The sequence below is a fragment of the Rhizobium sp. CFBP 13726 genome, assembly GCF_014841925.1.
In the GTDB taxonomy this organism is placed as follows: Bacteria; Pseudomonadota; Alphaproteobacteria; order Rhizobiales; family Rhizobiaceae; genus Neorhizobium; species Neorhizobium soli.
The window spans coordinates 25,729-39,029 of record NZ_JACYUU010000007.1 but is presented as its reverse complement, the minus strand read 5'-3'; the positions used below and the strand labels follow the sequence as shown (position 1 = coordinate 39,029).

Annotated in this window: 11 protein-coding genes and 2 pseudogenes; 7 read left to right on the top strand and 6 right to left on the bottom strand. The window is 57.9% G+C overall.

Annotated features, from left to right (window positions below; translation table 11 throughout):
• Positions 1-181 precede the first annotated feature (181 nt).
• The gene (locus IFT66_RS22180; protein ID WP_192078983.1) at positions 182-1,615 is read left to right on the top strand and encodes a CapA family protein; all 1,434 of its coding nucleotides are present in this window, start codon (positions 182-184) and stop codon (positions 1,613-1,615) included.
• A gap of 879 nt (positions 1,616-2,494) precedes the next feature.
• Here the strand turns inward: IFT66_RS22180 and tnpC are convergent.
• From tnpC to IFT66_RS22160, 4 genes and pseudogenes are all read right to left on the bottom strand, one after another.
• Positions 2,495-4,087 (bottom strand): IS66 family transposase, encoded by a 1,593-nt coding sequence (gene tnpC, locus IFT66_RS22175; RefSeq protein ID WP_192078982.1) that lies wholly within the window; start codon positions 4,085-4,087, stop codon positions 2,495-2,497.
• Between the two features lie 73 nt (positions 4,088-4,160).
• Positions 4,161-4,505 carry an IS66 family insertion sequence element accessory protein TnpB gene (gene tnpB, locus IFT66_RS22170; protein WP_192078981.1) on the bottom strand — a complete coding sequence of 115 codons (345 nt, stop codon included), beginning with the start codon at positions 4,503-4,505 and terminating at the stop codon, positions 4,161-4,163.
• Positions 4,502-4,789, bottom strand: a pseudogene (locus IFT66_RS22165) (transposase); the annotation flags it as partial. The pseudogene IFT66_RS22165 and the gene tnpB, both read right to left, overlap by 4 nt.
• Positions 4,790-4,999: 210 nt before the next feature.
• The gene (locus IFT66_RS22160) at positions 5,000-5,707 is read right to left on the bottom strand and encodes a GntR family transcriptional regulator (protein WP_192078979.1); all 708 of its coding nucleotides are present in this window, start codon (positions 5,705-5,707) and stop codon (positions 5,000-5,002) included.
• Between the two features lie 191 nt (positions 5,708-5,898).
• On the opposite strand from IFT66_RS22160, the gene IFT66_RS22155 reads away from it, so the two are divergent.
• The 4 genes and pseudogenes from IFT66_RS22155 to IFT66_RS22140 all read left to right on the top strand — a co-directional run bounded on the left by IFT66_RS22155 (position 5,899) and on the right by IFT66_RS22140 (position 8,883).
• Positions 5,899-6,558 carry an aspartate/glutamate racemase family protein gene (locus IFT66_RS22155; protein WP_192078978.1) on the top strand — a complete coding sequence of 220 codons (660 nt, stop codon included), beginning with the start codon at positions 5,899-5,901 and terminating at the stop codon, positions 6,556-6,558.
• A 445-nt stretch (positions 6,559-7,003) separates the two neighbouring features.
• Positions 7,004-7,204 (top strand): annotated as a pseudogene (locus IFT66_RS23625) (KUP/HAK/KT family potassium transporter); the annotation flags it as partial.
• Between the two features lie 568 nt (positions 7,205-7,772).
• Complete coding sequence (locus IFT66_RS22145) at positions 7,773-8,261, top strand: twin-arginine translocation pathway signal (RefSeq protein ID WP_192078976.1); 489 nt, start codon at positions 7,773-7,775, stop codon at positions 8,259-8,261.
• Between the two features lies 1 nt (position 8,262).
• Positions 8,263-8,883: a ferric reductase-like transmembrane domain-containing protein gene (locus tag IFT66_RS22140; protein ID WP_062463490.1), complete on the top strand. Its 621-nt coding sequence runs from the start codon at positions 8,263-8,265 to the stop codon at positions 8,881-8,883.
• Between the two features lie 390 nt (positions 8,884-9,273).
• Here IFT66_RS22140 and IFT66_RS22135 read toward each other — a convergent pair whose 3' ends face one another.
• A complete protein-coding gene (locus IFT66_RS22135) occupies positions 9,274-10,272 on the bottom strand; it encodes a 3'-5' exonuclease (RefSeq protein WP_192078975.1) in 999 nt (332 codons plus the stop codon).
• A gap of 38 nt (positions 10,273-10,310) precedes the next feature.
• Here IFT66_RS22135 and IFT66_RS22130 point away from each other — a divergent pair, with 38 nt between their 5' ends.
• The gene (locus IFT66_RS22130) at positions 10,311-10,493 is read left to right on the top strand and encodes a hypothetical protein (protein WP_192078974.1); all 183 of its coding nucleotides are present in this window, start codon (positions 10,311-10,313) and stop codon (positions 10,491-10,493) included.
• A 562-nt stretch (positions 10,494-11,055) separates the two neighbouring features.
• Here the strand turns inward: IFT66_RS22130 and IFT66_RS22125 are convergent.
• On the bottom strand, positions 11,056-11,709 hold the full coding sequence (locus IFT66_RS22125) for a transcriptional regulator (protein WP_192078973.1): 654 nt from the start codon (positions 11,707-11,709) through the stop codon (positions 11,056-11,058).
• A 444-nt stretch (positions 11,710-12,153) separates the two neighbouring features.
• On the opposite strand from IFT66_RS22125, the gene IFT66_RS22120 reads away from it, so the two are divergent.
• Complete coding sequence (locus IFT66_RS22120) at positions 12,154-13,248, top strand: hypothetical protein (protein ID WP_192078972.1); 1,095 nt, start codon at positions 12,154-12,156, stop codon at positions 13,246-13,248.
• The last annotated feature ends 53 nt before the right edge of the window (positions 13,249-13,301 follow it).

The following is a 13,301-nucleotide window of genomic DNA, read 5'->3' as shown; positions in this document are numbered from 1 at the left end:
CGAAGACTGGTGATCATAGCGTGTTCAATCGACACGATCTTCCGACCGCTACCAACGGGTAATCCAAACTTCGCAACCAACAGGAGCGTCGTGGCGTAATCAACCAGCGTTGCAATCAAGGAAACATTGAATGAAAAACCTTGCCATCTATCTCCTCGCAACATCGGCAGCCGTCTGCAGCGTGGCGACCACCGCCCACGCACAGTCTTCACGCACCCGCACCGATCCCGACAGCTTTGTAGCCCGCGACCTGACCAAGGAACTGCGCAACAAGATGACGGGAAACTATACGCTGGCGCTCGCCGGTGACGTACTGATGCAGGAGCCAATGGGCAAGCGGATCAGCCCAGAGCTGAAATCCGTCTTGCGCGATGCCGACACAACGATCGGCAATGCGGAAGTGTTCATCGTCGATCGTCGTTTCTGGGCAGGCCCTAACGGCTATGGCAACAACTGGGCACCGAAAGAACTGGCAGCGGACTGGGCCGATCTCGGTTTTGACCTGATGGGCGCCGGGGAGGCTGCCGGTGGCGAAGCGGGAATGATATCGACCCTCAAGATCATGGAAGAGGCCGGCATCAAGGTCGGCGGCTATGGTCCCAACTTGACCGTTGCGCGCCAGCCGGTGTTCCAAGAGCTAGAACAGGGCCGCGTCGCGATGGTCTACGCGCTTCCCGTGGGACCTGTTGCGTCATCGTCCGAGACGGCGCGCGACAAAAAGGGCAACGAAGGCGCTGAGCAGTGGGGATTGAATACACTGAAGCTCACTCAAAGCATGACGGTGACAGCCGAGCAACTGGCGGAGTTGAAGGCGATCCGCGACTCCGTTGTGGCCCGCCGGACTGAGCCTGACGTCACGCGGCCGATAGACATCCCCAGGGACAAACCGGACTTTGTCGAACTTCAAGGCAAAAACTATGTTCTCGGCGACAAGCCCGGCAACTATCTATACGCCATGGACCCGAAGGACGAGCAAGCTCAGGTGCTGGCGGTTCGCGGTGCCAAAGAATATGCTGACTTCGCGATCTTTTCGATGCACATGCACGAAAACCGGTATGCTTTCCAGGCTTATTCGCAGGATCACTATCCAACCGACTATGCGGTCCGCCTTGCTCATGAGCTGATCGACAATGGCCTTGATGTCTTTCATGGCCAAGGCAACCATACCATGCAAGGGATCGAGATCTACAAGGGCCGTCCGATTTTCTATAATCTCGGTAATCTCTCTGTCCATCGTTTTGGCGCCGATGGCACCCCGGACGGTGGAGACGGCAAGACCTATATCGAGGACGGTGAAGTCGGCGAACAGTGGCTGCAGCAGGATATCAATCTGATGGCCTATCTTGCTGAGGTTGACTACAAGGACGGTCGCCTGACTCAGATTAGAATTCATCCGACCGACCTTGGGCTAGGCAGGGAGCGGCCTTGGTCGCGTATGAACATTCCGATGAAGCCATCGCCGGAGAATGCCGAGCGTATCCTGCGACTCGTTCAGGAATACTCAAAGCCCTTCGGAACTGAGATGATCATCAAGGGCGGAGTTGGCTATATTGACGTCCCTGAAACTGCGACCGTCTCTGTTGGTGCAAATATCCGGGCCGGCTTTGCAAAATAGCGTTTAACGGATCTCGGGGCGGCCAACAGGCCGTCTCGCAGGTGCTGCACGCGCATCAGTACTCGTTGCCTTGAAGGGATCTGAACCATCTACCCGGTTATTGGATAGGGCTAACGGGCTGAAGTTCGACAGCGACAAACGACGGTTTGTTTTACGGTGAACGACGGATATGGGGCCGAAAGGGGACTGTCCGGTTCTGCGCCAAGGAGGGGATAGCTGTCGTTCGCGCAAGGACGGTTATTGATCAGTAATTAGTCGTTCCACGGTCTCAACGTTAACGTCTGTTACCGACTGAAACAGCTATCTACTGGCGAGAAGGAGCGTGACGGATCCGACGGCACCTCCACCGAGTATGAGACACCACACAGCAACTCCCGCCGAACCGGACGGGGACATTTCAGGTGGGCCATGGATGCGCTCGTCGTATTCCTGGTGACAGTCGTGGGCTGGGTCCACCTGACTATCGGGGAAGGCAGCGACTCGGCTCCCTCCGACGCGCAGCAGATCGCTGACGATCCGGCCAGAGTTCTGGAAGGATAACGCACTGCGTTCAAAAAGCGGTGTCGGCAAATTCTGGCCCCATGTCGCGCTTAGCAAGAACCACATTGGGAGCGGTAATTATTTCCGTTTTGAACAGGCACCGAAAGCGGACTGGTTTAGCATCCATAGACCTTCCGCAACAGCGAGCCGCTTCTTTCGCATGTGCCAACGACGGGCCTGATCGCGCGGAGAGTTTTTAAAACCCTAAAAATATGGTGCAGTAGGCCAGGCCTTTAGCGCAAGAACTATAGTCATAGCTGTGAGCTATTGGTTCATTGGCGATAGATGCAATTTCCTCAGGAGTCATTCACAGGTTAGTAAGCGGCAAGCTGAGGCCGTTCAGGCTTCGTAGTTCCAGGGCATGAGTGCATCGAGATCGCTGCTCGGCCAGCCGTTGGCGATGCGCTCGAGGGTCTGGGTGAGCCAGGCCTGCGGATCGACGTTGTTCATCTTTGCCGTCTGAAGGAGCGTGGCGATTGTCGCCCAGGTCCTTCCGCCGCCGTCGCTGCCAGCGAACAGACTGTTCTTTCGCGTAATTGTCTGGGGCCTGATGGCGCGCTCAACGATGTTGGAGTCGAGCTCGATGCGGCCGTCGGTGAGGAAGCGCTCGAAGATGGTGCGACGCGAGGTGGCATAGCGGATCGCCTCAGCGAGCTTCGACTTGCCGGAGATCCGCGGCAGGGTCTTCTGCCAGAGAGCGAAGAGCTCCATGACAACCGCAGCAGATTTCGCCTGGCGCGCCGCGACACGGGCGTCAGGGATTTGACCACGGGCCGTATCTTCCACCTGCCAGAGCTTCGCCATCAGCTCCACTGTCTCGGTGGCGATCCTAGAGCTGTCCGAAGCGTGCAGCTCGTAGAACTTGCGTCGGGTGTGGGACCAACAGCCAGCGAGCATCATGCCGTCATTGCCGCCGTCAGATCGGGCAAGCTTGTTGTAGGCACCATACCCGTCGACCTGAAGGATGCCTCGATAGCCACTCAGATGCCGGGCGACCCTATCGCCAGCGCGGCTATCTTCGAAGCGATAGGCGACCATCGGCGGACCGCTGCCACCGAAGGGTCTGTCATCCCTGGCATAAGCCCATAGCCAGGCCGTCTTGGCCGATCCGGATCCGGGCGCCAGCGTGGGCAACGTCGTCTCGTCAGCGAAGATCCGCTCAGCTTTCTTGATCTCGACCAGGATGTAATCGGCCAGAATATCGAGCTCGAAGCCGAGCTTGCCCATCCATTGAGCCATCAGCTTCCGGTCAAGCTCGACCTTGTCGCGTGCATAGATTGCCTCCTGCCGATAGAGCGGAAGGCCATCGGCATACTTCGAGACCGCGATCTGGGCCAGAAGCGCTTCCGTCGGAATGCCGCCCTCAATGATATACGCGGGCGCGGCTGCCTGGATGACGCCGTCTTCGTTTTTGAAGGCATATTTCGGCCGGCGGGTGACGATGACGCGGAACTTCGCCGGCACGACGTCCAGCCGCTCCGAGACGTCTTCTCCGATCAGCACCTTCTGTTTGCCAACGTGCTCGGGCAGATCATCTGGCTCGATCACTACTTCGACCCGTTCCAGATGAGGTGCAAAGCCCTTGCGCGGCCGGGGCGGACGTTTGCCATCGATATGGATAACACTCTTGTTCACCTGGGCTCGGATTGCAGCGATGCCGGTTTCGATTTCCTCGAAGACAAAAGCCTGCTGCTCATCGTCGATGCCTGGAGAGCCGAGCTTCTCCGATCGCCGACCGAAGCGGGCTCGATCGAAGGCTTTCAGGATCTGGGTCAGTCGCTCGATGCGTTCATCAGCATCGGCGTTTCTGGCCTTCAGATCTGCGACCTCGCTCTCCAGAGCATCGGCGCGCGCAGCCTTCTCGGCCATGGCAAGGACCATGCCTTTCAGGGTCTCTACATCATCCGGGAGCTGCAGATCGGGCGGCGTCATAAGGCCTACCAGAGCATATTTCGCTCCGGTTTTCCTGCCCTTTCAGGCGGTTGATTCACTTCGCCGCAGGCCTTTACCCAACAATCTCCGGCGGCTTTACCGCCACCGAGCGGACCCGTTTCCAGTCCATGCCATCAACGAGCGCCATGAGCTGGGCATGGTTGAGCTGCACCCGATTATGGCCGATCCGAGGCCAGCAGAACTGCGCCTTCTCCAGCCGCTTCGAGTAGAGGCAGACCCCGGATCCATCCCACCAGACGATCTTGACCCGGTCCGCCCGCTTCGCCCGGAAGACATAAAGGGAGCCATTGAACGGATCACTGCCAGCATCTCGCACCAGCGACAGCAAGCTGTCCGGTCCTTTGCGGAAGTCGATGGGATGGCTGGCGAGGAAGACCTTTACACCTACAGGGATCATGCTGAGCGAACCGCCCGGATCACGCGCTGCAGATGAGCTTCGTCAGCATCAACGGGAGCGCGCACGACGACATCGCCAATCAGAACTTCGATTATCGCAACGCCTGCCGATGGCGTGACTGCCTTATGACCGCTCGAGCCTGTGCTCTCCTTGTGAGGACCAAGCGCGGCGCGACGCCAGCCAAATAGTTGTGACGGGTGGATATCGAGCCGACGTGCAATCGCTGAGACGCTCGCACCAGGCTCAAGTGCCTCTGCCACCGCCCGCGCTTTAAAATCATCCGACCAGCGTCGGCGAAGCTACCGGGGTGCGCCCTCAAAGCGGTCCGCAACAGCCTCGATCATATGGAAAGTTCTAGTTCCAGAGCTAGGCGCAGACATAGAAGCTCACAGCGGTTCATCTTGTCCGCTACCGATAGCCGACCGCTAAGCTGCTTCGCCAGATGGGGTCTGCTTGTCGCTTACACAGGTTAAACACGCCGTCACTTTGAACGACTATAGCGTCAACGCCGTGGTGTCGCTTGAAAGCAACGCCTTGAGGATACCCTTCTGCGTGTGGTCGCTGTGCTCGACCATCGCCGCTCGGGCAAGATCCGGGTCGCGCAGACGCAGGACATCGACAATACGTCGATGATCCGCACTGGTTTCCGGATTGACGTCTCGGCTGACGGCGCCGAGGTAAAAGAGACGCGTGCACTCGTCGAGATGTGCGGCAACCAGCGCCAACAGCCGGGAATTGTTCGCTCCCTCGGCGATCGCCAGATGGAAATCGCGGTTGGCTTTGACGAAGGACTGTACGCTCTCGCCCTGTTGCGGGTCGTAGCGAGCCTCCGCCAGAGCTTCGAGCCGATCGAGATCTTCAGCTGATAGATTTAGAGCGGCCATGGCAGCGGCGGTGCCCTCCGTCATCGCGCGGATGGCGAAGAGATCGTTGATGTCCTTTACCGTCACGGGCGTTACCCGGTAGCCCCGTCGCGGAAACGCTTCGATCAGACCTTCCGCCACCAAGCGACCGAGCGCTTCCCGTACCGGCGTCTTGCTCATGGCAAGCTGTTCTGCCAACTCGAGCTCGGAAAACTCGGTTCCGGGCCTCAGGGCGCCGGAGAGCACGCGCGCGCGCAGAGAAACATAAGCGGTTTCCGTCAGGGAAATTTTCTTCTGCCGGGCCGGCGAGGTATCACTTTCGACGCTGAGGCTCTGCAAGACAGCTTCTCTCCAAGCTCGTGGGATCTGTTGGACCCGCTCGCGGATCACGAGGCTTCACGCCCCTTTCTGTCTTCCTCCACTTTTTCTGACTTCGCAAGACGGCCAGCCTTTGACATGAAATATTTTGTAGTATATCACAATGCATATCACAGTTTGACGGCTTGGGAGAGCCGCCCTTGGGAGGAACCGTGGCACAGATCCTAGTGATCAATCCGAACAGTTCGAAGGCCGTCACACGCTCGATGGAGGCGTGCCTGAAGCCGTTTGAAGGCAATGGCCACGAAATCCGCTGCACCGAGCTCGAGGGCGCGCCTGTTGGTATCGAGACGGATGCCCATGTCGCCGAAGTCGTGCCGATGCTGATCGAAGCTGTGCGTGCGGCAAAGGCAGACGCCATTGTGATCGCTTGCTTCTCGGATCCCGGAATTTCGGCCGTACGCGCCACCACGAATGTCCCGGTCATCGGCATCGCCGAAGCAGCCTATCTGACAGCACTCGGACTAAGTCGGGGTTTCGGAATCGTTTCGATGGGACCCTCCTCGATCGACCGCCACCGACGCTACCTTGAAGCCCTGCGACTCGACGGTAGGCTTGCAGGCGATCGGTCGATCGACATGACGGTTGCAGAACTCGTCGCCCAAGACGCGGTCATTCCCGTCACTCGGATCGCCTCCGTGCTTCGCGATCAAGACGGTGCCGAAGCAGTCATCCTCGGCTGTGCCGGTCTTGGGACCTACCGGGAGGCTTTGCAGGCGGAACTGGGCTTGCCCGTCATCGACCCGGTTCAAGCCGGCGTCGCGCTTGCCTGCATGCAGGCTGAACTCGGCTACCGCAGGAGAACGCTGTGAGCATTGATCTCGTCATTCGCGGGCGTATCGTTACACCTCAGATGACCATCCCCAATGGTTGGGTCGCGATCTCTGGCTCGCTCATCCACGCGATCGGTGAGGGCGAAGCCCCTGCCGCAGCCACCGTTCACGACGCAGGAGATGCCTTTGTCCTGCCGGGCATCNCATGACCTCGCCGAAATGCTCGCGAGCGCCGATGGCGCTCTGTACCGAGCAAAAGCCCTTGGACGAAACCGGGTTGAGACAGCCTGCCCACACGGATTGCCCGCGACGCCCTTGAGCCGTTCGCTTGCATCATAAGTCAGGGGCAACTGTGGCGTTATAATCCAGTCATGATCTGGCGAAGAGCATCGCGTACATGATACTGGCGAAAGGCTTCGACACCACATACCTCGCAACTCAGCTTTTCGAGATTTCCTGACCACACCCCGCGCTGTACAGCGAGAAGGCAGGCTTCGAGTTCGAGATCATGCAAACCTCATTCTACCTTGGTCGCCGAAACCTGGTTTCGACCCCGAACACGGGCCTGCCGCGGTGGCAGGAATGCCTCTAAATCGCGCTCGCCGACTTTGGAATCGACCCGTCCGCTTACTTCAAGCTACCCCCGAACCGGGTCGTCGAGCTTGGCGAACAGGTTGCGATCTGATGGTTAGATCGCAGCTATGCGAACGACCACACTTGCCGCCAAGAGCATGCCAAGCGTCGCGACCGTCAGGCAGAAAACTCCTAGCGACGCATTAAGCCGCTTTCTGCTGGTCACTTCGATGTTGTCCTTGTTCGCCGCAGTTGTGGTTATGGCGAGCCTTTGTCGTTGTCCCCGAGCTTCAGCGAGATGAAGGTGGTAGAAGTATCCCAGGCGTCCGTACATGTGTCATGTCCTTGTGTAGGCGCGCGCATCCGCGGCACGACAAACGTAGCGACATGCTCATATGTTTTCGATTGGGACTGGATGACAGAGAAATAGGAAACTCATAGGGTTCGGTAGGGTCGTCGCTTCGCCTCTCGGCCGCCCTTCTTGCTGTCAACTGGACACGGATCTAGGCCTCAGAGTTCAACTTTGAAGGCGCCACCGATATGACGCAGATGGCGACGTTTTGACCCAATCGATCTCCATCACGTAACCATGGCTCTTAGTGTTCAAGGTCCCAATTCGTTGCGGGCAGCGAAGGTGCTAACCTTCGAGCCAACTGAATGCGAGTTCGAGGGTTATCGATATGTCTGAAATCGGTTTCGAGCGCCGGGCTTTGCTTCTCGGAGGCGGCGCACTTGCAACAGCCGGCGTTGCTGGTCTCGACTTGCCTGCTCGAGCCTCTGGGCTTGCGGCAACGCCAACGATACGTGGAGGCGCCAATAATTATATCCCGGGCGCTCAGATCGTTGAGCGTATCGGCGGCGGAGGCTTTGTCATTTCGGGCACAGTGCGCCGCGCTGGCGACGGCGCACCGCTGGCAGGGCAGCGGATCCAGATGTGGGCTCATACCAAAGAAGGTAGTGAAAGCGATCCGCGCAGCCACGGCGCAACGCTGACCGACGCCAATGGTGTTTTCCGCCTTGAAATGCCGCAAATCATTCCGGCGCTCGGTCAAGCCCACGCGCATCTTGCCTACGATAGCATGGAATTCGAGACCGTCTTCCTCCGTCCCTTGCTCTCAAGCGCAAGGGATACCAGTCTAGAAGCGCATTTTGTCCTGCAGCGGGCCTGACTTGGGCTCAACAGCGCGCAGGACTCGTGCATTCTTTATCTGGACCGGGTTGCTTCTGACGCTTGGCGTTCCTTTGGGGTTTGCCGCATCGAGCGAATACCTGGCTTGGCGCGATCCGATCTACATCTCCGCTGGCTTTGCGGGCGTCATCGCCCTCTGTCTGCTGCTTGTGCAGCCACTTCTTGCCGCTGGTTGGCTACCTGGCCTGCATGTGTTGCGCAGTCGTCGCGCCCACCGGGTGGTCGGAACCGCACTTGTTGTTTCAGTCATCGTTCACGTTACCGGCCTTTGGATTACCAGCCCGCCGGATATCGAAGACGCGCTTCTGTTGCTCTCCCCTACCCCTTTCTCCGTTTGGGGCGTCGCTGCCATGTGGGCGCTATTTGCCGCCGCGCTTCTTGCTGCCGTCCGCCGCCGGTTGTCGCCGCGGACGTGGCGTCTCGCACACACGAGCCTTGCCAGCGTCGTGGTGTTCGGTGGTGCAGTCCATGCAATGCTGATCGAAGGCACGATGGAGCCGATCTCGAAGGCCGTGCTCTGCGCACTCGCCGCTATTGCAACCGCTGTCGCGGCGGTCGTCCCTTGGCTGCGTGCCCGGCGGCGCGCGCCAGGGAGAAGGTAAATTCTTCCCGAGATGGCGTGATGGCCAAACCATGTCATACTTTTGTGGAAGTGTTGCGCAGAACGCATCTAATCCAGAACTTTCTGGATCCACTAGCGCGGCTGATCAATCCGGCATTGCACCAGTCAGGAAAAATGGAAAAGCCTGCCGCGGGAGGAGCGGCAGGCTTTCGAATAATCGAACAGCGGCTGGGAGGAGGAGCGCCGTTGTTCTGCCAGGTGCCCCATGGGAGGAGCGTGGGCGCCTGGAACACGAAGCTCGGCGGGAGGAGGTGCATCGCTTCGTTGACGCCAATCTACCCTAGCCAGCGATATTAGTAAGGAGGTCAGGCGCAGCGCAGCTATGCACTTTATGCATCGCCTCCTCAGAAAACGCCCAAGTGTTGTCCTGTCAGGCTTTAAAACGATCAAACGCCGTTAGGTTTTTGGTTTGCGGATCTGCTTCGGGATACTGGTAGATCTCGGTTCGCAGGTAGCGGAGCTCGTCCTCGAGGTCGGGCTCATCGACCTCTATCCACCAGCTTCTCGGTCCACCCTCTGCTCCGTCCGACCAACGATAGCCACGAGCCTTCAGATGATCTTTGAAATCGTAAGGGCTGTTTTCCGCGAAGATACGGACACGTGACCGCTGGCTCGCGTTGTAAAGCTCTGCGAATGGTGAGATGCCGTCGGCTTCACCCTTCCGATCGAGGATCTCCAGTAGCGCAAAGCAGTCGTCAACCGCTCGATGGCCATTGTGGAAAAAGCCAGCCTGTCCGATCAGGTAACCGAGCTTCGTGCCTTCGAAGCCCCGCGACGGCCAGTCGATTTCGGCGTTCGAGCACGCCCATGCCTTGCTGGAAAACATCGGCGAAAATGCCTCGCAGAAGGGGCGGTCGAATCTGGCATTGTGGGCGATAACCAGATCAGCAGGTTCGATGAGCGACCGTAGCATCGGGATATCGATGAACTGACCGTCAACCATCTCATCAGTGATACCGGTAATCTTGGTAATTTCGGCTGGAATGGTGGTTGCCGGCTGCTGCAGCCCGCCATACACTCCGGTGATATCGCCGATGACCCCGCATCCGTCGAAGGTGAAAGCAATCACGCCAATCTCGATAATCTCATCTTTGCGATGATCGAGACCGGTAGTTTCCGTGTCGATGATGACGCCGTGCAGAGGGTATTCGGGTCGAACGCTGCCTGCGACCTGACGAGGTTCAAGCCTGTGCAGGATCCGGTAGCGGCCCGTCGCGGCAAGATGCGCCAGCATCTCAGCCTCTTGCATACGGTGGCTTCTAACGCGTCTGACAAGCGAGGGGGAGTAGCCCGATCCCTCTTCGCCGTTAGCGTGGTCGATGAACATATCGAATTGGGCTGGCTTGCCCGTCAGATGCTGCTGCGTCATCCTTTGAGAATTATCATGCACTTCTACGGATATGTAGCTTGAAAGAGCTGAACGACACCGAAACGGCGCCCAATCCCCGCTTTTTAGATTGGCACCGTCTTGCGCTAACGCTCGAACCGCTCGAGCATCTTTCGCAGTTGCGCGTTCTGCAATCGAAGCTTTCCGACCAATTGGCCCCTGAGCAACCTGATCTCGTCGTCGAGGCTCAGCGTATCGTCTGACGGGATGCTGCGGGCAGGTGGGACTTGAGTCGTGTCAACCAACTCCGGTTTCCTGCCTCGACCCAACTGCCTGCGCGGTTTGCTCTCTACCCGCAGCTGCAAATTCGCTGCGTCCGGAGATGGGATGACGACGGTACCCGGGAGATTGGAAGGCGCAGTATCACCAACGACTACGTCAGCAACGAAAGTCCCTGCCCCATCATCCGCCCTGCTTACAGCGCTTTCCACCGGCGTAGGCTCTTCCAAATCAGGATCGGATACAGCCGACGGTGATAGCTCAGCAGCTGCGCGTGCGCTTGAGACCGATGGGCTCTCCTCAGCAGCGGTCTCCGCTGGGCCGGAAAGAGCCAGGACATTCGGCTTCGCATCGGCAACCACCGCGTCCTGCTTCGGCTCACGGCGGCGTGGCACAAGTCGGCTTAGAAACTTCCAGGGAGATGCCATGATACAGGCCTCGCATCAGTTAGTGATCTATGCGCACTCAGTCCGGCGACTGGCTAAGGCCGCCAAGCTGACTATCTTAAACTAGAGATGTGAGGCGTTTCCGGCCGCAGCGGTCAAATCAATCGAGATTGAGCTTTTTGCGCAAATCAGCGTTTTCAGCACGAAGCTTTTCAGCCAGCATCTTGCGTAACTTTTGGTTCTCCGCCTCTAGCTGCAGCAGATCAGCCATTTCGTCGCCAGCTGAAGTCGCAGCGTCACCAGCGATCTGGTCAGCCGTCGGGGCAAGCTTCGGCGCCGCGGGTTCGACCGGCGTTGTGTCTTTGCTCACGCGTGGCTTGCGGCCTCGCTTCTTTGGGCCATCGGTACCGGCTGTAGCGCTTTCTGCTGTCGTTGCGACAACGGAGGTATTCTTCGCCCGAGGCTTACGCTGCTTCTTTACAGCAACAGGCGCTTCTTCCTGTGCCGGCGCGTCAACATCGTTGATTGTGTCGGTATCGTCGGCCATGAGCATCTCCTTCGCTTCTTCGGCAATTGTTGGCGTCGCTTCGGGTGGTGTCAATGATGCGAGACGAGGGTCTGCACGATGCACTGACAACTCCGGTTTCGGGAAGTCCCCCTCGATACCTGGTAGCAGGGATGGCATTGCCTCGTCCTCACCGTCACGAGAAACAGACTTAAGATCCACGTTTCCCCAGATGGAGGTGGGCTTGGTGTCAAGCTTTCGGCGGCCGGATTTGTACTCGACGGCAAAATTGCGTTGTGTTTTCTTCACTCAATAGGCTTTCGGATTCACGGGGGGTTGTTGGCGCGATGGGCTCATGCGTCCCTCCATCTTAGAAAATATATGTTATCCTGCTATCAGTCCATCCGTGAATATCCGGTGCAACTGCTCTGTCCATTATCTGGCTGTATGGAGAGCGAGACGTTCGAGCACAAGCTGAACCTGCCGGTCCATTGGAATCTGGCCACTGCGACCCTTCAGTCTGAGCGACCATCGCCAAGATCGTAGCCCTCGCGGAATTTTACAGTCAAGCGCCGCTGTCACGTCGCGCATGGGGTCAACAGGCTACCAACTGCTGACAACGTTGTGTTTTTGCGACTCTGCCATGTTTTGGTCAGGTTAAATCGGGCGCTCCTTGATCCAACGAGGTGGCTTACTGGGTTCTAATTTCGTCTTCTTTGGGATATTTCGATTAAAAAATCGAAAGGCTTAGTTTTGACGCCCACGCTCATTCTTCCAAATCGACCGCTCTCTCTGTCATCTGACGTCATCTCCACACCTCGCGCGTATTTCTGGTCGACCCCCATTATTCTCGCCCTCGCCATTTTGATCTTTGTCTGGGAAGCACCCGGAATATTTCGAGACTTTCAGATCAGCCAAAACCCGCTGGTGTTGGAAAGCGGGGATGTCCAGAATGGCCGATGCACCACGCGGAAAGCTATCGTTACAGACTGCGAAGCTCGTCTCGTCTACAGCTACAACGGGCAGAGCTATGACACCGAAGTGGAGGTCATGTTTGTCGATTTCCATACGGGCGACTACGAGACCGGCCTGGTGATTTCAGCTGATCATCCTGAACTGGCGACAATGAGCCTCGGTTTGGACAAGCTCTGGAACCGTATCATTACGCTCACCGCCTTCACAGTGGTTCTGGGCGGCATGGGCCTCGGAATGATTTTCCTCGCGTTACGGATCTGGCGGGTCAAAAGCCAGTTGCGCAGACCTGCAGACCTTAGGCCTGCGGCCGTCGAAATTACCGCGTTCGATCGCAAACGTGACATCCTGTCCATCACGTATAACGACAAGATCGCAAGTGATAAAACCGGTCGTTCCGCTTATACCCGTATGGGCCAGAATGAAGAGCCATTGATCATAGACAACGCCAATGGCAAGCTCATCGGGTTGGCGGTCCGGCATGGGAAAACGGCTTTGCCGGTGCTGCTCGATAGTCGTCTCCAGCGCATATCCATGACAGACGACGAGCGTGCCGTGGCCCTCGCCCCGTTTGCCGGTCGGCCCGACAGCGGTCAGCAGGCCGGTGTGCTCGAGACACCAAAGAAGACCATTTCCATCTGGAAACGATTTCAAATTTTTCTCGGGACGTTGCTTTTGATATTCCTCGGCGTCATCGGCTTCTGGCTATGGTACGTCACAAGCTCCACAACGCAGTTTCAATCTCCGGGGATGGACATCAACAACCTGATGCCGGCGCCCCTGAACGAATGGGGATGCGACCAGCTGAAAAAGCGTTTCGGTCAGGACAGAGCGCCATTCGGATGCGCTGCCGCCGACTACACCAGCTGGAAATAGGACATACTCTTTCTGTCAAAACGACGCCTTGGAGACAGCGCGTATAATGATGA

Bases quoted from the DNA above. Each gene is read 5' to 3' on its own strand.
- tnpB (WP_192078981.1), bottom strand. From the start codon at position 4,505: ATGATCCCTGTAGGTGTAAAGGTCTTCCTCGCCAGCCATCCCATCGAC.
- IFT66_RS22135 (WP_192078975.1), bottom strand. From the start codon at position 10,272: ATGACGCAGCAGCATCTGACGGGCAAGCCAGCCCAATTCGATATGTTC.
- IFT66_RS22145 (WP_192078976.1), top strand. From the start codon at position 7,773: ATGTCTGAAATCGGTTTCGAGCGCCGGGCTTTGCTTCTCGGAGGCGGC.
- tnpC (WP_192078982.1), bottom strand. From the start codon at position 4,087: ATGACGCCGCCCGATCTGCAGCTCCCGGATGATGTAGAGACCCTGAAA.